Origin of the sequence: uncultured Alistipes sp., assembly GCF_963931675.1 — a bacterium.
Lineage (GTDB): Bacteria > Bacteroidota > Bacteroidia > Bacteroidales > Rikenellaceae > Alistipes.
On the sequence record NZ_OZ007039.1, the window covers coordinates 3,202,096 to 3,225,707 of the forward strand.

Here is a 23,612-nt window from a genome sequence, read left to right on the forward strand (position 1 = left end):
CCATGAAACTTTTCAATTTCAAAACCATATTCGCCTTCGCCGCAGGTTGTGCCGCACTCTGCTCCGCAGCCTGTTCCGACGACGACGGTATCGACAACCGCGAAAGGGACTACGGATACATCCAGTTCAAAATCTACAAGGAGGCCTCCTATCCCGGAGCTCCCGCCTCGCAGTCCCGGGCCGTTGTCGATGAACTCGATTACCTGCATGCCGCCCGGAAACTGAGCGTCGAACTCCGATCCGGAAATACATCCATCGTGCAGACCATGGTCCTCAGCGCCGCCGACAACCAAAGCGCCGAATTCGGCCTGCGCAGCGACAAGCTCCAGCTCCTGGCCGGAGAGTACCAGATCGTATCCTTCAGCCTCTACGACGTGGACGATGAAGAGATTTACCGCGGTACGCCCGACCACTCCAATAACAACAATATCGTAAATATCGTCGCAGGCGGCCTGACCGTCCACGACCTCACGGCCAATGTCGCCCCCCGCGGCAAGGTCCGCTTCAACCTGATCAAGGACATTTCACAGCTCACCGGCGAGTGGAAATCCCGCGCCTCCTCGCGAAACCGGGAGTATACCTTCGACGAAATCGCCTATTTCGACGTCACCGTCCACAAGGTGAACTCCGACGAACAGGAGATCACCTTCACCTACCTGGAGTCCACCTTCTCGATCCACTTCGACGAGGAGGACCGCGAAAGCGACGACTTCGGGTATCAGACCTCGTCGATCACCTGCGACTCGCTCCTCTCGCTCCCCGCCGCAACCTACGAAATCACCGGGTTCGTCACCTACGACTCCAACAAACTCGTGCTCGAATCCCACACCGGAGAGGAGTTCCCCGACAGCAACTTCACCGTCACGGACAACGAGACCGTCGATGCCGAAGTCCCCGTAACCCTCTACGAGGCCGACGAGTACATTCAGGACGGATACGCCCTGAAGGCCATCTGGGAGGCCCTCGACGGCGAAAACTGGTACTACGGAGGTCAGACCTACGCCAAGGGCTGCAACTGGGACTTCAACAAGTCCCCCGACCTCTGGACCACCCAGCCCGGTGTCGAGGTGCACTCCAACGGCCGCGTGGCCAAACTCGTGCTGAGCGAGTTCGGGATCAGCGGCGACATGCCCGCAGCCCTGGGCCAGCTCACCGAGCTCGTCGAGCTCTATCTCGGTACGCACAACGACATGAACACCGGAACCTACGACCCGATGCTCGACCAGTCGAAGTCGCTCGAAGACCGGAACCGAAACCGGATGGAGTACAACCGCCAATATCTGGCCGCTACGCACATCCAGCCCCAGATGTCCTACCCCTGCGCCCTGGCCCTCAAGGAGCACAGCCTCACAAGCCCGGCCATGTACCTCTACGAACAGGGGTATACCGAAGACCAGATCTTCGACCGGAAAACCGGAAAACAACTCGAAATCCAGCCCAAGGATGTCATCGCCGGACGGTTCTGCAACAACCTCACGGGCCTGCCCGACGAAATCGGCAACCTGACCAAGCTCGAATACCTCTACATCGCCAACAGCCCCATCGCGGAACTCCCTTCGACGATCGGGAAACTGGAGTCCTGCACCCTGTTCGAAGTCTACAACTGCCCCAACCTCCACGGCCTGCCCGATGAGGTCAAAGAGATGCCCGCCCTGATCCAGGTCAACCTCTCCTGCAACAAGGGCACCGCAGCAAACCCCGGCTGGAGCAACGAGGAGATGTTGCAGACCATCCACAATCTGGCTGAAGGCAGCTCGCAGGGCGTCATTCAGATGCTCTACGCCCGCGACAACCTCCTCGAAGAGTTCCCCTCCGCAGACCTCGCCAAAATGGGACGTCTCGGACTGCTCGACTTGGCCAACAACAAGATCGGATCGACCGGCGACGGCTATATCGACGCCCCGGGCAACAACTTCAGACCCGTGGATTTATACCTCGACAACAACCTGATCAAGGGCTTCAGGACCGTCGACCACAACAGCCGCAGGATCTTCTGCAATACCGATGACCTGGATACCTTCTCGGCGTCGTACAATCAGCTCACGAAGGTCCCCGACATCTTCTCAAGCACCAGCGCGTATTTCCTCTCAAGCGCCAACTTCGCATACAACCAGATCGACGGCTTCGAAAACGCCGACGACGGAACCTATCAGGGTATCAACGTCACGACCTTCACCCTCTCGGGCAACCGGATCGAGAAGTACCCCGCCTGCCTGGCCAAGAGCAACTCGCAGATCAGCTACATCCTGCTGGCCGGTAACGGCATGACGGGATTCGAGGAGGAGTGCTTCACCAGCCCCAAGCCCACCCACATGGCCAACCTCATCTCGATCGACCTGACATACAACAGTCTGACGAAATTCCCCAAGGATTTCCATGCCGGATCGCTGCCCTATCTCTACGGAGTCGACGTCTCCTACAACAGCTTCGCGTCATTCCCCTGGGAGGCGACCGATGCCATGACCCTGACGGTCTACGCCGTCCGCGGCCAGCGCGATGCAAACGGTAACCGCTGCCTGAAGGAGTGGCCTACGGGAATCTACAAGCACACCGGACTGAGAGGGCTCTTCGTCGGCTCGAACGACCTGCGGAAAATCGACGACACGATCTCCTACCTGATCTACAACCTCGACATCAGCGACAACCCCAACATCACGTTCGATGCCTCGGATATTTGCTACTACTGGCAGGCCGGCGCCTACAACCTGATCTACGACAAAACGCAGAATATCATCAACTGTCCCGAAATGCTCGAATAACCATGAAAATACGCAACCATATCGCAACCTCGCTCCTCGCGGCAGCGGCACTTCTGGCAGCCTGCTCCACGGACGACGAATCCGTCGCTTTCGGAACCGACACCAACTCGATTTCCATCGATGCCGTCGGAGGTACGAAAAAAATCAAGGTCTCGGCCAATGAAAACTGGGTCGCCATCTCGAACGTGCCCTGGATCACCGTATCCCCTGCAAACGGATACAAGTCCACGGAGTGCAGCCTGAACATCGACTCTGCCATCACGAACACCGTCAGAAACGGCGTCGTGCGTATCGTCAAAACCGGAAACAGCGCCGAATACCAGGAAATCCGAATCGAACAGAAGGGATTCGATTACGCCATCACGCTCGACGAGCCGACGGTCAATATCGAAAACTACGCCTCGCTCGACAAACGCTACTTCGACGTCAAGGTCAGGACCAATGTCGATTTCGACGTCAAGGTCCCCGACGACAAGACCAGCTGGGTGAAGTTCGACCGCTATGACGTCGCACTCGACCACGGGCTCCGCCCGCGCGAGGTCACCATCCGCTTCAACTGGGGTATCAACTCCGGAGACGAACGCTCCGCCGAAGTCTCCTTCGTCCCCACCTCGGAGAGCAACGTGACCTCCGAAATGCTCGCCCGCAACGACAAACTCACCATCGAACAGAGCGCCGCAGAGCCTATCACCCCGAATTCGCGCGAAGGCGACTCCGTGGCCCTGCTCAGCATCGCCCGCACACTCGAAGTCTGGGCATCCAGTTGGGAAAGCTCCGGCGAAAAAATGGACAACTGGGCCGGCGTAACCCTCTGGGAAGAGGGAATGGAGGGGTATGTCGACTCGCTCAAGGGCCGTGTCAAGGCCGCCCGCTTCTACATGTTCTCCATCAAGGAGGGGATTCCCTTCGAGGTGAAATACCTCACCGCAGCCGAAGAACTGGAGTTCTACAGCAACGTCAACACCTTCCAACTCAGCCTCAGCACCGGCCCGTACATCTGCGAACTCAGCCAGCTGAAGCGCCTGACCATCGGTGCATACGGACTGACGGAACTCGACGAGAACTTCACCAACCTGCGGAACCTTGAGTACCTCGACCTGAGCAGCAACAACTTCGAGAAGATCCCCGACATCATCAACCCGACGAACTTCCCGAAGCTCCACGTCCTGCGCATGGCAAACAACCAGCGCCGCCTGGTCTACGATTTGAGCAACAACATCGCCACCGATCTGGGCGGACTCTTCCAGCACACGAAGTACAACGCCGACACCAAGAGCTTCGGAGCGTTCCCCGACTGGCTGTTCAAATGGGAGGCCGACGAAGCCGGGGGCGTAACCGGACTCGATACGCTCATCCTCTCGGTGAACTACCTCCAGGGGGAGATTCCCGACTTCGAGGATGACGAGTCGATACCCGTCTACACCGAGGCTCCCGACTCGCTCAAGGATGCTGCAGGGGAGTGTATCCTGGTCAAGAACCGGATCAAGCGCGTGATGCCCCAGTTGAGGATGCTCGCCCTGAACCTCAACCGTATGACCGGCGCCCTGCCCGACTGGGTGCTCTATCACCCGGCTCTCGACTGGTGGGACCCCTTCACGCTGCTGTTCAACCAGGAAGGAAAGGATGAGCAAGGCAATCTGGCCGGCTTCTCCAACGAACCCGCGAACATGGACTATTACTACCAGGCCTATCCGAAAAAGAAACTGGCCAACATGACCGATGAAGACGACGCCGAAAACGGCGACGACGCCGGAACCACGCGATAATAACGATTCGACAAGATGAAAATGAACAAATATCTCATATCGGCCTTCGGCGCCCTGTCGCTGATCGCCTTCAATGCCTGCTCAACCGAAGACCTCGCAGAACCCTCCGTTTCCACCGGCTCCGAATCCGCATCGGAGCCCGCGGAGATGGCCGGAGAGGTCATCGTGAAGTTCGATGCCGCGGTGAGCGACATGCTCGACGAACGCGGCCTGGCCCAAACCCGAAGCGGGGCTCCCGCCACACGCAGCGGAATCTACTCCGTGGACGAAGTCCTCGACATGCTCGGCGAATGCGAGCTGGAACGCATTTTCCCGGTAGACGCCCTCCACGAGGAGCGCACACGCGAGGCCGGGCTCCATCTGTGGTATGTAGTCCGCTTCAGCGACAAGTACAGCGTCGAGGAGGTCGTCGACCGGCTTTCGGCCCTCGGCGAGGTGCAGACCGCAACGCCCAACCGCACCATCAAACGCGCCTACCGCACCGACCGCAAGCCCGTCCCCTTCCCCAAGAGGCTGCTCAACGCCCCGGCAACCCGCGCCGACGGCGAGAACGGGTACGTCTACAACGACCATCTCCTGAAATGGGAGTGGCACATCATCAACCGCGGCTACAAGGATTACTTCATCATCGATCCGGAGGAGGACCCCGAAGTGGCCAAAGCCAAATTCAAGGTCGGTGCCGATGTCAACTGCGAAAAGGCCTGGGAACGCTCGACGGGCGATCCGTCGATCGTCGTGGCCGTGCTCGACGAGGGTATCTACTGGCGTCACCCCGACCTGATCAACAACATGTGGATCAACGAGGGCGAAACCTACGGGGCTCGTGAAGACAACGACGGGAACGGCTATGCCGGAGACTACTACGGATACGACTTCGTCAACAACACCGGAATCATCTCGTGCGACGCCTCGGCCGACACGGGACACGGCACGCACGTAGCCGGTGTCATCGCCGCCCGCAACAACAACGGAATCGGAATCGCCTCCATCGCCGGAGGTACGGAAGAGGAGCCCGGAGTCAAGATCATGTCGTGCCAGATCTTCTCCGGAAGCGCGTCCAGCAACACCATCAACCTGGCCCGCGCCTTCAAGTATGCCGCCGACAACGGTGCCGTCATCCTGCAGTGCAGCTGGGGATACACATCCAGCGCGGCCAACGGATATGAAAACACCCCGGGCTTCGCGACCCAGGAGGAGTGGGAGGCAGCCTGCCCGCTGGAAAAGGCGTCGCTCGACTACTTCGTCTACAACGCCGGATCGCCAAACGGCCCCATCGAAGGCGGTATTCCCATCTTCTCCTCGGGAAACGAATACGCCCCCGCGGCCGGATTCCCCGGAGCCGCCGAGTACTGCATCTCCGTGAACTCCATCGCCGGCGACTACACCATCTCAACCTTCTCGAACTACGGGACCTTCTCGGACATCGCGGCCCCGGGCGGTGACCAGGACTACTACTTCGACTATGTCGACATCCGCGAAGACGGGGAGAAGGACCCGTCGGCCCCGGAGTATACCGCAGCCCGCGGTGCCGTGGGATGCGTGCTCTCGACCCTGCCCCCGCAGGTCAGCGACGACACCTGCTACGGCTACATGGAGGGTACCTCGATGGCTTGTCCTCACGTTTCGGGTGTGGCCGCCCTGGGACTCTCGTATGCCGCCCAGCTGCGCAAGCACTTCACGGCTGCCGAATTCCGCAAACTGATCGTCGAGAGCGTCACCCCCATCGACGAGTACCTCACCGGCGACAAGAAGTACTACCACTATGTGACCGACCTGGGCAAAACCTATCCCAGAATCATAGAGATGTCGCAATACGCCGGCAAAAGCGGAGGTCTCGTCAATGCCGACAAGCTTCTGGCCGCCGTCGAAAACGAATCGGCCGGCACGGCGGTCTCCTTCCCGAACATCTACCTCGGAATCGGCGAGGAAAACAAGGTGATCGAGACCCCGGCCCGCTACTTCGTCAACGGAGAATCGCTGACCTACACCCTTACGATCGAAAACACCGCGATCGCTTCGGGCAAGATCGAAAACGGCAAGGCCGTATTCACCGGTCTGGCCGAAGGTGCCACCCCGGCATCCATCAAGGCCAGCAACGGTGAGACCCATTCGTTCAACATCACCGTCCGCAAGTCGGCCAACGGAAGCGGCTGGCTCTAACAGCCCGAAGAAAAAACCATGCTGCACCAAGGCTTCATACGTTACGTACTGGTCCTGCTCGGGACGGCGGCGGCACTCGTCGCCGCACGTCCCGCCCGGGGGCAGTTCCACATCGTCCCGCGTGAGCGCCTCGACAGCATGGCACAACCCGCACTGGCCCATGGTGCACAGGCAATGCGTTTCGACCGCACGCGGATCGAAACCGGAGCTATCGGCGAGGACGACGGCCCGAAAAGTTTCGTCTTCACGTGGCGGAACACCGGCGACAAACCCCTGGTCATCACCCGGGTGAAGACCACCTGCGGATGCGCCGTCCCGACCTGCGGAAAACGGCCGGTCAAACCCGGCGAAACGGACTCCGTGACGGTGACCTACCACCCCAAAGGGCATCCGGGACGCTTCGTGAGGAAGATTTTCATCTTCACGCAGCTCGCCGGGAATGCCCCCTCGGCGACCCTCGAACTCGCCGGTGAGGTCATCCCCTCGGCCCGTCCGACCTACGCCTATCCGCACGCCCACGGAAACCTGCTCCTCAAGCAGGAGGAGATCCGGATCGAAGGGACTCGCCCCCAGGTCGAAACCATCGAGTGCCTCAACGGCGGGAACGACACCCTGCGGGTGCGGATCGATACCCGGATCCTGCCCCCCTGCGTCCGGGCCCGATTCGCCCCGGAGACCCTCCCGCCCGGAGGGGTCGGGGAACTGACCGTGCGGTTCGACCCCGCGGCCGGGAAAGCCCCCGGGCGCATTCCGCTCTTCCTGCGGGGACTGGGGCTTCAGCCCGGGCAGAGCTCCGTCATGGTCCGCATCGCCGCACCCTACAACGATTCCAAAACCGCGAATAACTGATTAAAAAATATGAAAAACATCCTCAAATTCTCGCTTCTGCTGATCCTCGCCGCGGCCTTCACGGGTTGCGACGACGACAAAAGCTACGAAGATCCCGGACTCGACGTGTCGCTCTACAACATCTCGGGAACCTGGAAACTCGAATCCTGGAGCAACGGAACCCCGCTCGCCGACGGAAGCTATGTCTATCTCGAACTCGCCTACCGCGACGGAAACGAATTCACCATCTACCAGAATCTCGACAGCTTCGGACCCCGGCGCATCACGGGCGAATACAGCCTCTACACCGACGAGTCGCTCGGGTCGGTGATCCGCGGCATGTACGACTACGAGAACGGAGACTGGTCGCACCGATACATCATCCGCGACCTCTACAGCGACCGCATGACGTGGATCGCCACGGACGATGCCGGGAATGTCTCGCGCTACGTCCGCTGCGACGGAATCCCGCAGGAGATTCTCGACCAGTACAAGGATGAAATCGAGTCCGAGCAGGACGAAGAGTAATCCATACCCGGGTCCCGCCCGGCATACGGGGCCGGATCGGAATGGCGGGGCGCTACGGTTTCGGATCGTTGCGCCCCGCCTGCCATTTGTAAAAAGGCCCTCCCGGGAATTGCGCATTCTGAATTATTTCTTAACTTTGCGCGAAATATAACCGCACGAAATTTTAGAGAGATATGTTCGAAAACCTGACCGACAAACTCGAACGGTCGTTCAAACTCCTCAAGGGCGAAGGCCGCATCACCGAAATCAACGTCGCCGAGACCCTCAAGGAGATCCGCCGCGCGCTGATCGACGCCGACGTAAACTACAAGGTCGCCAAGTCGTTCACCGACGAGGTGAAGCAGAAAGCCCTGGGGCAGGACGTGCTCAAGGCCGTCAAGCCCGGGCAGATGATGACCAAGATCGTCCGCGACGAACTCGCCGCACTGATGGGAGGTACGGCCACCGACATCCGCCTCGAAGGAACCCCGGCCGTCATCCTCATCGCCGGTCTGCAGGGTTCCGGTAAGACCACCTTCTCCGGAAAGCTCGCCGCCATGCTCAAAAGCAAGAAGGGGCGTCAGATGCTGCTCGTCGCCGGAGATGTCTACCGTCCCGCGGCCATCGACCAGCTGAAGGTCCTCGGCAGCCAGATCGGCGTCGAGGTCTACACCGAGGAGGGGAACCGAAATCCCGTCCAGATCGCCGAAAACGCCATCCGATACGCCCGCCAGAAGAGCTACAACGTCGTGATCGTCGATACAGCCGGACGTCTGGCCGTCGACGAGGCCATGATGCAGGAGATCACGGCCATCAAGGCCGCCGTCAAACCCTCGGAAACGCTCTTCGTGGTCGATGCCATGACCGGTCAGGATGCCGTCAACACGGCCAGGGAGTTCAACGACCGGCTGGATTTCGACGGCGTGGTCCTCACCAAACTCGACGGCGACACCCGTGGCGGTGCCGCCATCTCGATCCGTTCGGTCGTCAACAAACCCCTGAAGTTCATCTCCAGCGGCGAGAAGATGGATGCCCTGCAGGTCTTCCACCCGGAGCGCATGGCCGACCGGATCCTCGGCATGGGCGACGTCGTTTCGCTCGTCGAGCGCGCCCAGGAGCAGTTCGACGAGGAGGAGGCCCGCAAACTCAAGAAAAAACTCGTCAAGGACCAGTTCAACTTCAACGACTTCATCGCGCAGATCCAGCAGATCAAGAAGATGGGCAACCTGAAGGACCTGGCCTCAATGCTGCCCGGCATGGGCAAGATGTTGAAGAACGTCGACATCCCGGACGACGTATTCAAGCAGACCGAGGCGATCATCTCGTCGATGACCCCCGCAGAACGCGAACACCCCGAGATCATCAACGCCCGGCGCCGCGAACGCATCGCCAAAGGATCGGGAACGACCGTCGCAGACGTCAACCGGCTGATGAAGCAGTTCGACGACACGCGCAAGATGATGAAGGCCGTGGCCGGAGGCGGGCTGAAGATGCCCAAGATGCCCGGCATGATGCGCCGGCGGTAAAAAACGACAAACAGAACAAAAGGCACTCTAAAAAAGAGTGCCTTTTGCATATTCCATGACGAGAACAAAAAATCTTTTCATTGTTTTTCCATTTTTTCAAATATCAGACAGACTTATCTCCGTCCAAGCGCTCTGTCCCCAGCTTATTACCCCAATAATGCATATAAAAAACGTGGGACAGAACTTTGCTTGCCTTTCGAGGTTCTGGAATAACCGTGCACAACAAACAGAGTAAAGCCCACGCAGTACGTGAGCGTTTACGCCTTACTCTTGTTGTGCTTGAAATTTTCCAGATTTCGAAAGACAAGTGTAAAGCTAACGCTTTTTATATGTTCGTGCCGGCGCTTTTCGTGCGGTGACGGCACATGACAGTTCCCGTAAAACTGAAATTCAAATCTTTATCACCTCATAGGCAACATTTTATGTGTTTGTATTGGTCAAATATAGGAAAAAATCGAATAATTTTCTACCTTTGAAGATCAAAAAAGACTATCCATGCACAAATCGGGCTTCGTAAATATCATCGGAAATCCCAACGTCGGGAAATCCACCCTCATGAACGCGCTGGTCGGAGAACGCCTCTCCATCATCACCGCAAAGGCCCAGACCACCCGCCACCGCATCATGGGAATCGTCTCCGGTGACGATTTCCAGATCGTCTACTCCGATACCCCCGGCATCCTGAAACCCGCCTACAAGTTGCAGGAGTCGATGATGAAGTTCGTCGACGGCGCACTCACCGATGCCGACATCATCCTCTACGTCACCGATACCGTCGAGCAGTCGGACCGCGCATCCCGCGTCCTCGAAAATATCCGCCACTGCGGGATTCCCACCATCGTCGTCGTCAACAAAATCGACCTCTCGAATCCCGCCTCGCTCGATGCGCTCGTCGACAAGTGGCACGAAACACTCCCCGAGGCCCGGATCGTCCCCGTCTCGGCCCGCGAACAGTTCAATATCGAAGGCCTTTTCAAGACCATCCTCGACCTGCTCCCAGAAGGCCCCGCCTTCTACCCCAAGGATACCCTCACGGACAAGACCCTGCGCTTCTTCGCCTCGGAGATCATCCGCGAGAAGATCCTCCGGTTCTACGACAAGGAGATCCCCTACTGCTGCGAAATCGCCATCGACTCCTACAAGGAGGAGCCCGAAATCGACCGAATCGCCGCCACGATCTTCGTCGCCCGGGACTCCCAGAAGGGAATCCTCATCGGACACAAGGGCGAAAAACTCAAAAGGGTCGGGCAGGCCGCACGTGAAGACATGGAGCAGTTCCTCGGCAAAAAGGTCTTCCTGCAGCTCTTCGTCAAGGTCAGCGACGACTGGCGGAACAACGAACGACAGCTCCGCCGCTTCGGATACGAAACGGAATAGCAGAACCGATCCACAGCAAATGCCCGACATCCCCCGGAAAAACAATAAAACCACGAAAAAGGCCGTTTAAAACAAAAAATCGGAAAAATGCGCAAGTTCATCATCGCACTCCTGTCCGGTATCGCACTGATGTGCTCTCCCGACGCCCAGGCCCAGTACAACCGGGAATACTTCTTCTGGATGGGCCGCTCGTGTATGATGAACAACGACTACCAGGAAGCCATCCGCACGCTCAACACCCTGCTGCGCTTCGACGAGGATGCTTTCGAGGGATATTTCCTGCGCGGTATCGCCAAGTACAACCTCGACGACCTGTTAGGTGCCGAGGAGGACTTCTCGACGGCCATCCGCCTCAACCCCGTCTATACGCAGGCCTACACCTACCGGGCCATCACCCGCTCGCGCCTGGGAAACTACGACGACGCCCTGCAGGACTTCCGCGAGGCCATCGAGCTCAGGCCCGACCTCCCCGGACCCTATTACAGCCGCGGCGTCACACGCCTGCTGAACCAGCAGTTCAAGGAGGCCATCGAGGATTTCGACAAGTTCATCCGCCAGGAGAACAAGGTCGCCGACGCCTTCATCTGCCGCGGTTTGAGCTACCTCCACCTCAAGGACACCACCCGGGCCTACGAAAACTTCAACACCGCCATCCGCACCAACCGCGAAAACCCAAACGGGTACAACCGCCGCGGAGGACTCTATCTCGACCAGGAGCGTTACGAGGAGGCCGAGGCCGACTTCAACAAGGCCATCGAGTGCGACTCCACGTACCTGCTCTCGTTCTTCAACCGCGCGCTGGTCTACAACGCCACGAACCGTCCGATGCAGGCCCTGGCGGACTTCGACCGCGTGATCCAGCTCGATTCGACCAACTCGCTCACCTATTTCAACCGGGCCATGCTCCGCACCCAGATCGGCGACTACAACCGTGCCCTGGAGGATTACGACCGCGTGGCGCTCTACTCCCCGAACAACGTGCTGGTCTACTACAACCGCGCCGGAGTGCACGCCCAGCTGGGTGAGATCGAGGAGGCCGTCAAGGACTACACCTCGGCCATCGAGCTCTACCCCGACTTCGCCAACGCCTACATCTACCGCGGACGTCTGCGCGAACTCCTCCAGGATCCCAAAGGGGCCCGGAGCGACCGCGAAACCGCCCAGCGGAAAATTGCCGAATACCGTTCGCGCCTGAGCGACAGCACCTATTCGATCTTCGCCGACACCACGCAGCGGTTCGACCGCCTGCTGTCGTTCGACAGCAAGTTCGCCGGGAGCAGCTTCGACCGCATCACCGGCCACAACGGCGGGCACGAGGAGATGCGCCTGCTGCCGCTGTTCAAGTTCACGCTCATGCGCCCCGACACGCTGCCCGAAATCCGGACCTACCGCCTGCAGCGCATCGAGGACTTCAAGAAACGCATCGGAAACGAATACCTCACCCTCTCGTGCCGCGAAAGCAACATCGCACCCGATACGCTCGTGATGCTCGACAAGGAGTATGCCCTGCGGCTCAAGAGCGGCGACACGTCGTGGACCCGGCTCTTCGAACGCGGCGTCTCCCAGTCGCTCATCAAACAGTACACCAATTCGGTGAACACCTTCTCGACAGCCATCGAGATCAACCCCTCGAATCCGTTCCTCTACCTGAACCGCTCGACGACCCGCGCCGAGATGATCGACTTCATCTCCTCGATCGACAACTCCTACCAGCGGATCTCGATCGATTCGGACCCTGCGAACCGACTGAACAACAACTCGAAACGGACCTACAGCTACGACGAGGCCGTGGCCGACCTGAACAAGGCCGTGAAGCTCTTCCCGGATTTCGCCGAGGCCTACTACAACCGCGCCAACCTCCAGGCCCTCTCGGGCAGTCTCCCCGAAGCCTACGAGGACTACTCGAAGGCCATCGAACTGAACCCCTCGTTCGCCGAAGCCTATTACAACCGCGGCGTGATCCAGATCTTCATGAAGGATACCCGAAAGGGGTGCCTCGACCTCTCGAAGGCCGGAGAACTCGGCATCCTCGAAGCCTACGAGATCCTCAAACGCTACGCACATCTCGAAGACTAATTCAAATCAAATAACATGACAGCAACTATCCAACGCAAACTCAACGATTCGCCTGCGGCCCGATGGACGGCGCTGATCCTCATCGCCCTGATGATGTTCTTCGGCTATATGTTCGTCGACGTGATGTCGCCGCTCAAATCCCTCATCGAATCCGCCCGCGGATGGGACAGCGGGACGTTCGGAACCTATGCCGCCTCGGAATACTTCCTCAACGTCTTCTTCTTTTTCCTGATCTTCGCCGGAATCATCCTCGACAAGATGGGAATCCGGTTCACAGGGCTTCTCTCCGCCTCGCTGATGGTCATCGGAGCCTCGATCAAGTTCGTCGGAATCTCCGACTGGTTCCAGACCACGGCCTTCTGCGCGTGGCTCGACAGCTGGTGGGCGGCATTCCCCGGAAGCGCCAAGATGGCGTCGCTGGGATTCATGATCTTCGGCTGCGGATGCGAAATGGCCGGAACTACCGTCTCCAAAGCCATCGCCAAGTGGTTCGAAGGAAAGGAGATGGCACTCGCCATGGGCCTCGAAATGGCCATCGCACGTCTGGGCGTCTTCGCCGTCATGTGGCTCTCGCCCATGATCTCCAACCATTTCGACAAGTCGGTCGTGGCTCCCGTGGCATTCTGCACCGCCCTGCTCGTCGTCGGCCTGCTCTGCTACACCGTCTTCGTCTACATGGACCGGAAACTCGACCGCCAGCTCATCGCCGCCGGAGAACTCAAGGAGCAGAAATCCGCCGATGAAGAGTTCCATGTCAAGGACCTCGGTCTGATCTTCCGCAGCAAGATGTTCTGGCTCGTCGCCCTCCTGTGCGTGCTCTACTACTCGGCCATCTTCCCCTTCCAGCGATACGCCCCCAATTTCCTCGAAGTCACCCTCCAGGTCGACGCCGGAACCGCTTCGCAACTCTTCAGCTGCTTCCCGATCCTGGCCATGATCCTCACGCCCTTCCTCGGCGCCATGCTCGACTACCGCGGCAAAGGCGCCACGATGCTCATGGCCGGGGCCATCATCATGATCGCCTGCCACCTGAGTTTCGCATTCCTGCTCCCCGCATTCCCCTCGAAGTGGCTCGCACTGCTGCTGATCGTCACGCTCGGCGTCTCCTTCTCGCTCGTTCCCGCAGCACTCTGGCCCTCGGTCCCGAAGATCATCGACACAAAGGTCCTCGGTTCGGCATACTGCCTGATCTTCTGGATCCAAAACGTCGGACTCTGCCTCGTACCGCTGCTTATCGGACTGGTCCTCGACGCTACCGGCGGCTACACCGTGCCGATGATCATCTTCTCGACATTCGGCATCCTCGCCTTCATTTTCAGTTTCTACCTCAAGATAGAAGACCGCAGAAAAAATTACGGACTCGAAAAACCAAATATCAACTGACCTATGGACAATCTGAATTACTCGTGGAAACAGACAACCGGCGATCTCTATAAAGCCGTAAAGATCTACACCTTCGCGGCCATCGCCGCGGCGATCTTCGGATTCTTCGCATCGATCGGAAGTGCCGCATCGACCCTCGCCTCCCTGAGCGAAGGCAACCTCTCGGGTGGCGGTTTCGGTTTCTGGGACGCGCTTGAGATCCTCGCCACCGTGGCCGTCATCTACGGATACTGGCTCTTCATCAAATCCCTCGACATCTTCAAACAGCAGGTGAATCCGGCCGACGCGCCGCGCATCGGATCGATCCGCACCGCGACGATCCTCTCCATCGTGGCCGCCATCGTGGTCTGCATCCCGATGCTGGGCTTTGTCGGCGGCATCCTGAACCTCATCGCGTGGATCCTCCTCCTGATCGCCTATGCAAATCTGAAAAACTCCGTGACCTTCCCCGAAGGGGCGCGCCGCGGCATGTCGAAACTCTTCACGGCCATGATCCTCGGAATCATCGGATGGGTGATCGGCCTCATTCCGCTGGTGGGCAGCGTCATCGAGACGATCCTCGAAATCATTGCCTTCGTCATCATTCTCCTGGGCTGGAAGAATGTTTCCGAGTCGGAGGAGCCGGCGGCCAAGGCCTGATCGCCGAAGGCCGTGCGCCCCACGGACCGGGTATCGTGAACCGACCGGGAGTTTGTTATCGAGTCCGACAACTCCGGCGGCGGCCACTCCCCGGGCGCACAAGCCGGACATAGGCATCCGAACCGAAAGGGACGGAACCCGAGATTGGGTTCCGTCCCTTTTTCCTGCTCCGAACCGGAGCCCGGCACAGAGAATTACCGCGCGGCAACCAGGTCGTACAACTCCAGGATGCGGCTGCACATCTCCTCCCACGAGAAACGCCGCCGCTCCTCGACGCAGTTCCGCCGGAAACGCTCCAGCGAATCCCCTTCGTACATCCGTTCGATCGCCGCGGCGACCCCTTCGGCCGTCGGAGGGCAGACATACCCCACCCGGCCGTCCGGAACGACCTCCGCCAGCCCCCCGACGTCCGTAACGACCATCGGCACGCAAAACTGATAGGCAATCTGCGTCACGCCGCTCTGCGTCGCCGTCTTGTAGGGCTGGACCACGAAATCCGCCGCCGAAAAGTAGTATTTCACCTCCTCGTCCGGCACGAAGCGGTCGTGCAGCAGCACCTCCTCCTGCAGGCCGTGGTCGGCAATCTGCTTCAGATAGGGCTCCCTGGCCGTGTAGAACTCCCCGGCCACGATCAGGCGGCGACCCTCCGTGCAGCCCTTCCGCCTAAGCGCCGCCCAGGCATCCAACAGCAGGTCCAGCCCCTTGTAGTCGCGGATCAGCCCGAAAAAAAGAACGTAGCGAAGATCGGGATTCAGCCCCAGACGCACACAGGCCTCCGAACGTTCGACCCGTTCGCCGAAATTCTCGAACAGCGGGTGCGGCGAAAACAAAGCCGGAACAGACGTATAGGCCGCAAGTTCGCGGTGGACCTGTTCGGACATGTAGATGAAGCCGTCGACCGAACGCAGAAAATAACGGTTGCAGGGGCGGTCGATCAGGTGGTGTTCGTGGGGCTCGACATTATCGACCTGGCACAGGACCTTCGTATGGCCGTTGCGGCGCGCCAGGCGCGCAATCGACCCGAAGCAGGGCGCCATGAAGGGCGTCCAGTACTTCATCAGCACGAAATCCGGGCGTTCGCGGCCGATCCGGCGCCCGACCCGCCACCAGTTCAGCGGATTCACCGTATGGACGCACCGCGTGATGTGCAAATCGGCCGGAGCGGGCGTCGTCACCGTCTGGCTCTTCCCCGGGAAGAGCAGCGACGGGTATTGCAGCGTGAAGGTCCGGATCTCAACCTCCGCACCCCGGCGCTGGAACGTCCGCGCCAGGATCTCCAGAATCGACGCCAGTCCGCCCCGATACGGGTGGGCGGGCCCCACAATGGTGATTTTCATAGCTTGATACAGGTTATCGCCCCAAAGTCCGCACCAGCGCACCTCCCGGCCTTCGGTCCTACACGCCTCGTCCTTCCCGGGCCCTTTGGGCTCCCCGGGCCGGGCGGAAAAGACCCGGCGGTGATCCCGGGACGCATATGCTCAGGCCCGGTTCTCCTGCCACTCCACGCTGGCCCGGACCGCCACCGTGCCGTCGGCCGAAATCTCGAACAGCGCCAAGCGTTCCCGCAACTCGCAACCCACCGTCAGCGTCTGCCCGAAACGGCTCTCCTTCAGGAAGTGGATGTCCAGACGCATCGGCAACTCGCACGTCAGCATCTCGACAGGAAGCATGTCGAACATCATCTCAATATAGCGCATCGTATTGACATGGCGGTTGAAGTCGATGTCGCTGTAAACGACCCGGTGTTCGGAGCACTGCGTGGGCGCCACCGAGCGGATCTTGCGCGGCATGGCTGCCGGCGGCGGCACGGGAACCACCGCCTCCTCGTGTTCGCGCCCGACCCACGAGAGGTCCACGGCCGAGCGAGTCGTCAGGTCGATCATCGCCCACTGCGTCACGGCCCGTCCGAACTCGCGGCCCGCAGCGTCGGTCAGCGTGAAGTTTCGGGTCGACAGGACCCGGCCGTAGTCGCTGATCCACGTCGCCACCGTATAGCCCGTGTACTGTTCGGGACGACGGTCGATCTCGACGGCCATCCGCGACAGCACCCACGAATGGTTGTCGGCATTGAGCACATCCACTCCGAACCCCTTGCCGTAGGCGTCCAGGCCCGCCGTATTGAGAATCGAGGAGCTCAGCGACGCCAGCGTCGCCCGCAACGTGAAGTCCACATCCTGCGGCTCCACCCGGTAATTATAAAGCGATTTCTCTGCCATATCCGCATTTTAGCAGTACAAATATAAAAAAATTTCACTATATTGCCATATCGTTCATCTCAAAACCACACCTTATGGAGACAAAAAAACTCGACTTCTCGACAACGCTGAAAGACGCGATTTCCATCGGTCTGAAGAACGCACCTTCGGTCATCGCCGCCGTAATCCTCTGGCTCATCACCATCTGGGTGCCCTACATCAACGTCGGGACGACCATTGCCATCACCCTGCTGCCCACCCAGTTGGCCAAGGGCAAAATCATCAACCCGCTGAGTATCTTCGAGGGCAAATACCGCCGGTACATGGGTGAATACTTCATCACCATGGGTCTGATGATCTTCCCGATCCTCATCGGGGTCATCTTCATGTTCGTGCCGGCCATCGTGCTCTCGATCGCCTGGACGCTCTCCTACTACTTCCTCATCGAGAAGGGCAAGAACCCCATCCAGGCCATCAAGGCGTCGAACGACGCCACCTATGGCAGCAAGTGGATCATGTTCGCCGCCAAACTCGTCGTCGGCATCATCGCCGGTATCTTCCTGGCGATCTTCCAGGTCCTCTGCTACGCCATCGACGTGGAATTCATCACCTTCGTCGTGATGTTCGTCCTCTACGTCCTGGTCATCTCGATCGACATGGCCGTCAACGCCTCCTTCTGGAAACAGCTCAAGGACAACGTGGAGTAACTCCTCCGGCCCAAAAACCAAAGACGACCCTTTGCGGGCCGTCTTTTTTTATGTTCGATCGAAATTTACCGAAAAACGATAAATATTATTTGTTTTTCGAAATTTTCTCGTATCTTTGCTCTCGCAACAACAAAGCACAAGCCATGCAGAACAAAAAATCGCTCCTCAAGCGGCTGCTGTTCCTCTACATCGCCCTCTTCCTGGTCATCGCCACAGGCCTTGTCCACAGCCTCCTGGGCGACTTCGGCCGCGGAGCCGCCGACGGAATGGAGATGGGGACCCGGATCGCCGAAAAACTCCAGCAGGGAGACCCCCGGATGATCTATCTGCTCGGCGACGTCCACATCATCGACGACAGCAAAAACTCCTCCCCGATCCGTAACGGCGCCGTCGAGATCGAACCCGTCGTCACGCGCATGGACCTCATCGTCGACGAGCCCGCCAAAACGGTCTCCCCGCTCGGAATCGCCTTCCACGCAGTGGGCGGCAGCCCCTGGATCTACCTCTTCGCCTTGCTGATCCCGCTGTTCCTGCTGGCCGTCATCATACTGATGGTCATCATCATCCGCTCCGTACGCCGCTCCATCCGCGAAGAGCGGCCGCTCAACCGCCGCAACGTCTGGTACCTGCGCTCGATCGGCATGCTGACCATCCTCATCGAACTGGCCAACTCGCTGTTCAACCATATCATGAACCTCCGCGCCGCCGAACTCCTCGCCAACAGCGGTTACACCGTCGATACCGGATTCGACCTCTCCTACTCGATGGTCATCATGGGAATCCTGATCCTCTTCGCCGCCGAGGTATTCGCCATCGGCCAGAACCTCAGCGAAGAACAGAAACTAACTATCTAAAATCCGTCACCATGGCCATAATCATCAATATCGACGTCATGATGGCAAAACGCAAAATCTCGCTCGGGGAACTCGCCGAGCGCGTCGACATCACCCCGGCAAACCTCTCGATCCTCAAGAACGGAAAGGCCCGCGCCATCCGCTTCTCGACCCTCGAAGCCATCTGCCGCGAACTCGACTGCCAGCCCGGCGACATCATCGAATACCGCCCGGACAAATCCGAAAACCAATAACTCATTTAATAAAACACTCGAATGAAGAGATTGCTTCTGTTCGCGCTGGCGACATTCACCGTCTGCAGCGCCGCGGCGCAGATGAATCAGCCGATTCCCGCCGATCCCGAGCTCCGCACGGGAAAACTCGAAAACGGTATGACCTACTACGTCCGTCACAACGAAAAGCCCAAAGGTCAGGCCGATTTCTACATCATCCACAACGTCGGAGCCATCCAGGAGGATGATTCCCAGCAGGGTCTGGCCCACTTCCTCGAACACATGGCCTTCAACGGTACGAAGAACCTCCCCGGCAAGCAGATGATCGAATACCTCGAAACCATCGGCGTGAAGTTCGGGGCCAACCTCAACGCCGGAACCAGCTGGGACCAGACCGTCTACAACATCTCCGACGTCCCGACCTCGCGCGAGGGGATCATCGACTCGGCGCTGCTGATCCTCCACGACTGGTCGCACTTCATCACACTCGCCCCCGAGGAGATCGACTCCGAGCGCGGCGTCATCATGGAGGAGCTCCGCACGCGTGACGGAGCCTCGTGGCGCTCCTCGATGAAGCTCCTCCAGGCCCTCGGAAAAGGAACCAGGTACGAACACCGCAACCTGATCGGGTATCTCGACGGCCTGAAGAGTTTCGAACACCAGGCGCTCGCCGATTTCTACCACAAATGGTACCGTCCCGACTACCAGGCCGTGATCGTCGTGGGCGACATCGACGCCGAGGCCGTCGAGGCCAAGATCAAGAAGCTGATGTCCGACATCCCGGCCCCGGCCGCCGACGCCGCACAGAAGGAGAAGATCGTCGTCCCGGACAACGAGGAGCCGATCGTCAGCATCTACACCGACCCCGAGATGCAGGGAACCAAGGTCCAGCTCTTCATCAAACGCCCGGCCTTCCCCTCGGCTCTGGCCAATACGGTAAGCTGGGAAGCCGCCAACGTCATCGAATCCTACATCACCGTCATGGAGAATGCCCGCCTGCAGGAGATCGCCATGCAGCCCGATGCGCCGTTCCTCGGAGCCGGCATGGGTTCGGGTGACGTCATCGGCGTCATCCCCACGCTCAACGCCACGGTCTTCATCGCCATGACCCAGGAGGGAAAACTCAACCGCGGATTCGAAACCCTCTACACCGAAATGGAGCGTATGCGCCGCTACGGATTCACCCAGGGTGAGTTCGAACGTGCCCAGGAGAACCTCATGCGTCAGGTCGAGCGCACCTACGCCAACCGCAATGACCGCCAGAACAGCTCGTTCGTACAGACGTACCTGAACAACTTCCAGAAGAACACCCCGATCCCCGATGCCGAAACCGAATGGCAGCTCGACAGCATGCTCGTCAAGATGATCAACGTCGAGATGGTCAACGCCTTTGCCCAGCAGACCGTCACCCCGACCAATCAGGTCATCATCGTCACGGCTCCCGAGAAGGAGGGGCTCGCTGCCCCCACGGCCGAGGAGCTGCTCGCAATCCGCGAGAAGGTCGCAGCCGCGGATGTGAAACCCTATGAAGACAACGTCGTCAAGGAGCCGCTGATCCCCGAAGGAACCCAGCTCAAGGGTTCGAAGGTGAAGAAAACCGTCGAGGATCCCCGCCTCGGAACCACCGAATGGACGCTCGCCAACGGCGTGAAGGTCGTCGTCAAGAAGACCGACTTCAAGGCCGACGAAGTGCTGATGAGCGCCGTGGCAAAAGGTGGTCTCTCGCGGCTCTCCGACGAGGAGTTCTACATGGGTGAGATGATGCCCGCCATCAACTCCATGTCGGGGGTCGGCAAGTTCTCCGCCACCGAGCTCAAGAAGCAACTCTCCGGAAAAACCGCCGGCGTGCAGCCCGCCGTCGGCAACTACTCCAGCACGATGAACGGTTCGGCGTCGCCCAAGGATGTCGAGACCATGCTCCAGTTGCTCTACCTCCACTTCTCGCAGCCCCGCTTCGACCGAAACGACTACGACAACCTCATCACAATGCTCCGTTCGCAACTCGCCAACGCCCAGTCGAGCCCCGACTTCCGGATGCAGGAGAAGACGCTGGAGACCATCTACGGAAACAACCCCCGCCGCCGGATGGTATCGAACGAGATTATCGACGGTTTCGATTTCGAGAAACTCCCCGCCATCTACGCCAAACTCTACCCCGGTGCCAACAGTTTCGTCTTCACGTTCGTCGGGAACATCGACCCCGAAGTGCTGAAACCCCTGGTCGAGAAGTACATCGGCTCGCTTCCCACGACCAAGAAGCCGATGACCTGGCAGGACGACAAGGCCGAGCCGGTCAAGGGTGCGATCACCGAAGATTTCCGCGTGGCGATGCAGCAGCCCAAAGTCTCGGTATGCTACTACTTCTCGGGCGAAATGCCCTACACGTTCCGCGACAAGCTCTCCCTGACGTTCCTGACCCAGGCGCTCAACTCCCGCTACCTGGAGTCGATCCGCGAGGAGAAGGGCGGAACCTACGGCGTACAGGTCGGCGGTTCGACGGATTACATCCCCAAGGAGAGCTACGACATGACCATTTCGTTCGACACCAACGAGCAGATGGCCGACGAACTCTGTGAAATCATCCTGCAGGAGATCCGCCAGATTGCCGAAAACGGCCCCAAGAGCGAGGATATAGAGAAGACCCGTGAATTCCTGCTCAAGAGTTGGCAGAACAGCCTCCAGAAGAACAACGGATGGCTCGGGTACATTCAGGCCAAGTACGGTTCCGGTCTCGACTACGTCGGAGAATACGAGCAGTCGCTCCGCGCACTGACCAATGCCGACGTACAGAAAATGGCCCAGAAGGTCCTGGCCGACGGCAATCTCGTGAAGGTCATCATGCGTCCCGAGAAGGCTGCAGAGGCTCCGGCCGAGAAATAGGCATCCGCCCCGCACCGGGTTCTACCCGGAGAAGGAGAGCGGCCGACACGTGTGTGTCGGCCGCTTTTTTGCGGCGCGCCCCTTTAAGAAGAAAGGGGTTCTGTGGGCGAAGGTGGCTTCAAGGGGTTTCCGATCCAGTTCTGCGCTTCGACCGTTGGATGCGGATTCACGCCGCGGAAACCATTCACGGGTTCAGCAGCCCACAAAACCGGTCTCTTAGACCGGTCGGTTTTTACGGCGCTTTTTGCCGATCCAAAAAGCGCCTTTTAAAAAGGGGTTTTGTGGGCGAGGGTATCAGTGAAGGGTTTCCGATCCGGTTCCGCGCTTCGACCCTCGTATGCGGGTAAAAGTTGCGGAAACCACGTGAGGTTCAGCAGCCCATAAATCCGGCTTCTTAAGCCGGCGGCCCGGGACTTCCCGGGCCGCCTCACCTTATTATCGATAAGCGCGGAAAAACGCTATTCGCCGCCTTCCATACCGCCCATCGGATCGTTCTTCACGGGAGGATTGAACGGATCGTACTCCGCATACCCGTTTTTGTATGCCCAACGAGCCAGTTCGTCGGCTTCAGCCTCCGTCAACAGATCCTCGGCCTTGAAGTCGAGGTCCTCCAGCCGGCTCACCGAAATCTGGTACTGCGCATAATCACGGCTGCCTCCGGTAAACGAACTCTCTCTCGAATAGATCGCATAGATACCCAGCACCGTACCGACCGCACCGTCCTTCGGAATCGGCTTCATGGCAAACTGCGAATAACCGCTCGTGCGAACCGAGTAAACACCCGGATCCGACGTATAAACGGCCGCATCGTTGTACGAAATCAGCACCGAACCATACAGACGCACGTTGTTAATGTTGTAGGCCCAATAGTACCAGGGGGCATTCTGCGGCGAGCCCGAGTCGGTCACTACCCACGTCGGGAAGGAGCTGTCATACGAACCGTTTTTCATGACGGGATTGACCACCTGATCCTGGTTCGGCACCCCGGCATAACGCACCTTGATGTTATTGAAACGCACCAAACGGCCCAATGCCTGCTCGCCCAGCGCCGTCTGATAGTTCGAGGCATCCACGTCGAGAATATCCGAATCATCCAGCTTGACCCGTTCGCCCGGGAAGACGCTCAGTTTCGCAATGTTCGGATTGTCCAGGTTCGAGTTCGCATAGAAGCGGTGATTTCCGCCCGCATTGTTCGAATCCGACGGTGCATCGCCGATCGAGAGCATCATCCGGTAGTTGCCCAGGTAGAGTCCGTCGAGGCGGACATAGACCCACTGGCTCTCCATCGTATTCAGATCGAGGTAGTAATCCAGGTAGAGACCGTTGTAGAGTTTCAACTCGATGGCCGCCGTACCGTCGTAGATGTACAGCGACTTGTAGATGTTACCCTGGCGGTCGCTGCTGATCACCTTGCCCTTGATGTAGTAGTTCGCAGCATCCGACCAGCCCCGCAGGCCGGGGAATTTCGTCTTGTCCTGCTCTTCGGACGTAAGCTCTCCGAACTTCACCGTCTGCGTCGTCTCCCAATCGCGGTTGGTACCCGTGCCCGAAATCGGTCCGAAGTAATCCTTCACCTCCTTGATCGTCACATGTTCGAGACCCAGGGCCGTCATGTCGGTGTCGGTATAGAGTTTCCGGGGCGCCGGGGTATCGAAATCGTTGTAGCAGCCTGCGGCCAACGCGCCGACAAGAACCGCCAAAGCTATTTTAAGATTTTTCATAATCGTGTGTCCTTCTCGGTTG

General features: G+C 59.0%; 17 protein-coding genes. 14 read left to right on the forward strand and 3 right to left on the reverse strand.

Annotation, left to right across the window (positions count from 1 at the left end; translation table 11 throughout):
- Nucleotides 1–2 precede the first annotated feature (2 nt).
- The 10 genes from ABGT65_RS13685 (at nt 3) to ABGT65_RS13730 (ending at nt 15,021) form a co-directional block, all read left to right on the forward strand.
- Nucleotides 3–2,759 (forward strand): DUF4458 domain-containing protein, encoded by a 2,757-nt coding sequence (locus ABGT65_RS13685; RefSeq protein WP_346702931.1) that lies wholly within the window; start codon nt 3–5, stop codon nt 2,757–2,759.
- 2 nt (nt 2,760–2,761) lie between these two features.
- Complete coding sequence (locus ABGT65_RS13690; protein ID WP_346702932.1) at nt 2,762–4,525, forward strand: BACON domain-containing protein; 1,764 nt, start codon at nt 2,762–2,764, stop codon at nt 4,523–4,525.
- A 15-nt stretch (nt 4,526–4,540) separates the two neighbouring features.
- On the forward strand, nt 4,541–6,685 hold the full coding sequence (locus ABGT65_RS13695) for a S8 family serine peptidase (protein WP_346702933.1): 2,145 nt from the start codon (nt 4,541–4,543) through the stop codon (nt 6,683–6,685).
- 18 nt (nt 6,686–6,703) lie between these two features.
- Entirely contained in the window at nt 6,704–7,534 is an 831-nt protein-coding gene (locus tag ABGT65_RS13700) for a DUF1573 domain-containing protein (RefSeq protein ID WP_346702934.1), read from the forward strand.
- A 9-nt stretch (nt 7,535–7,543) separates the two neighbouring features.
- Nucleotides 7,544–8,041, forward strand: a complete 498-nt coding sequence (locus ABGT65_RS13705) for a hypothetical protein (protein ID WP_346702935.1) — start codon at nt 7,544–7,546, stop codon at nt 8,039–8,041.
- A 173-nt stretch (nt 8,042–8,214) separates the two neighbouring features.
- Nucleotides 8,215–9,546, forward strand: a complete 1,332-nt coding sequence (ffh, locus tag ABGT65_RS13710) for a signal recognition particle protein (RefSeq protein WP_346702936.1) — start codon at nt 8,215–8,217, stop codon at nt 9,544–9,546.
- A gap of 495 nt (nt 9,547–10,041) precedes the next feature.
- Entirely contained in the window at nt 10,042–10,923 is an 882-nt protein-coding gene (gene era, locus ABGT65_RS13715; RefSeq protein ID WP_346702937.1) for a GTPase Era, read from the forward strand.
- Nucleotides 10,924–11,010: 87 nt separating this feature from the next.
- Nucleotides 11,011–12,999, forward strand: coding sequence for a tetratricopeptide repeat protein (locus ABGT65_RS13720; RefSeq protein ID WP_346702938.1), 1,989 nt, complete (start codon nt 11,011–11,013; stop codon nt 12,997–12,999).
- 15 nt (nt 13,000–13,014) lie between these two features.
- Entirely contained in the window at nt 13,015–14,382 is a 1,368-nt protein-coding gene (locus ABGT65_RS13725) for an MFS transporter (protein WP_346702939.1), read from the forward strand.
- Nucleotides 14,383–14,385: 3 nt separating this feature from the next.
- Entirely contained in the window at nt 14,386–15,021 is a 636-nt protein-coding gene (locus ABGT65_RS13730) for a hypothetical protein (protein WP_346702940.1), read from the forward strand.
- A 194-nt stretch (nt 15,022–15,215) separates the two neighbouring features.
- On the opposite strand, the gene ABGT65_RS13735 is transcribed toward ABGT65_RS13730, so the two are convergent.
- On the reverse strand, nt 15,216–16,358 hold the full coding sequence (locus ABGT65_RS13735) for a glycosyltransferase (protein WP_346702941.1): 1,143 nt from the start codon (nt 16,356–16,358) through the stop codon (nt 15,216–15,218).
- A gap of 141 nt (nt 16,359–16,499) precedes the next feature.
- Entirely contained in the window at nt 16,500–17,237 is a 738-nt protein-coding gene (locus ABGT65_RS13740) for an acyl-ACP thioesterase domain-containing protein (protein ID WP_346702942.1), read from the reverse strand.
- Between the two features lie 74 nt (nt 17,238–17,311).
- Here ABGT65_RS13740 and ABGT65_RS13745 point away from each other — a divergent pair, with 74 nt between their 5' ends.
- The 4 genes from ABGT65_RS13745 (at nt 17,312) to ABGT65_RS13760 (ending at nt 21,869) form a co-directional block, all read left to right on the forward strand.
- A complete protein-coding gene (locus tag ABGT65_RS13745; RefSeq protein ID WP_346702943.1) occupies nt 17,312–17,923 on the forward strand; it encodes a hypothetical protein in 612 nt (203 codons plus the stop codon).
- Between the two features lie 143 nt (nt 17,924–18,066).
- The gene (locus ABGT65_RS13750) at nt 18,067–18,777 is read left to right on the forward strand and encodes a DUF2975 domain-containing protein (RefSeq protein WP_346702944.1); all 711 of its coding nucleotides are present in this window, start codon (nt 18,067–18,069) and stop codon (nt 18,775–18,777) included.
- Between the two features lie 11 nt (nt 18,778–18,788).
- On the forward strand, nt 18,789–19,010 hold the full coding sequence (locus ABGT65_RS13755; protein ID WP_346702945.1) for a helix-turn-helix transcriptional regulator: 222 nt from the start codon (nt 18,789–18,791) through the stop codon (nt 19,008–19,010).
- Nucleotides 19,011–19,031: 21 nt separating this feature from the next.
- Nucleotides 19,032–21,869, forward strand: a complete 2,838-nt coding sequence (locus ABGT65_RS13760) for an insulinase family protein (RefSeq protein WP_346702946.1) — start codon at nt 19,032–19,034, stop codon at nt 21,867–21,869.
- Between the two features lie 458 nt (nt 21,870–22,327).
- On the opposite strand, the gene ABGT65_RS13765 is transcribed toward ABGT65_RS13760, so the two are convergent.
- Nucleotides 22,328–23,590, reverse strand: coding sequence for a DUF5689 domain-containing protein (locus ABGT65_RS13765; protein ID WP_346702947.1), 1,263 nt, complete (start codon nt 23,588–23,590; stop codon nt 22,328–22,330).
- Between the last annotated feature and the right edge of the window lie 22 nt (nt 23,591–23,612).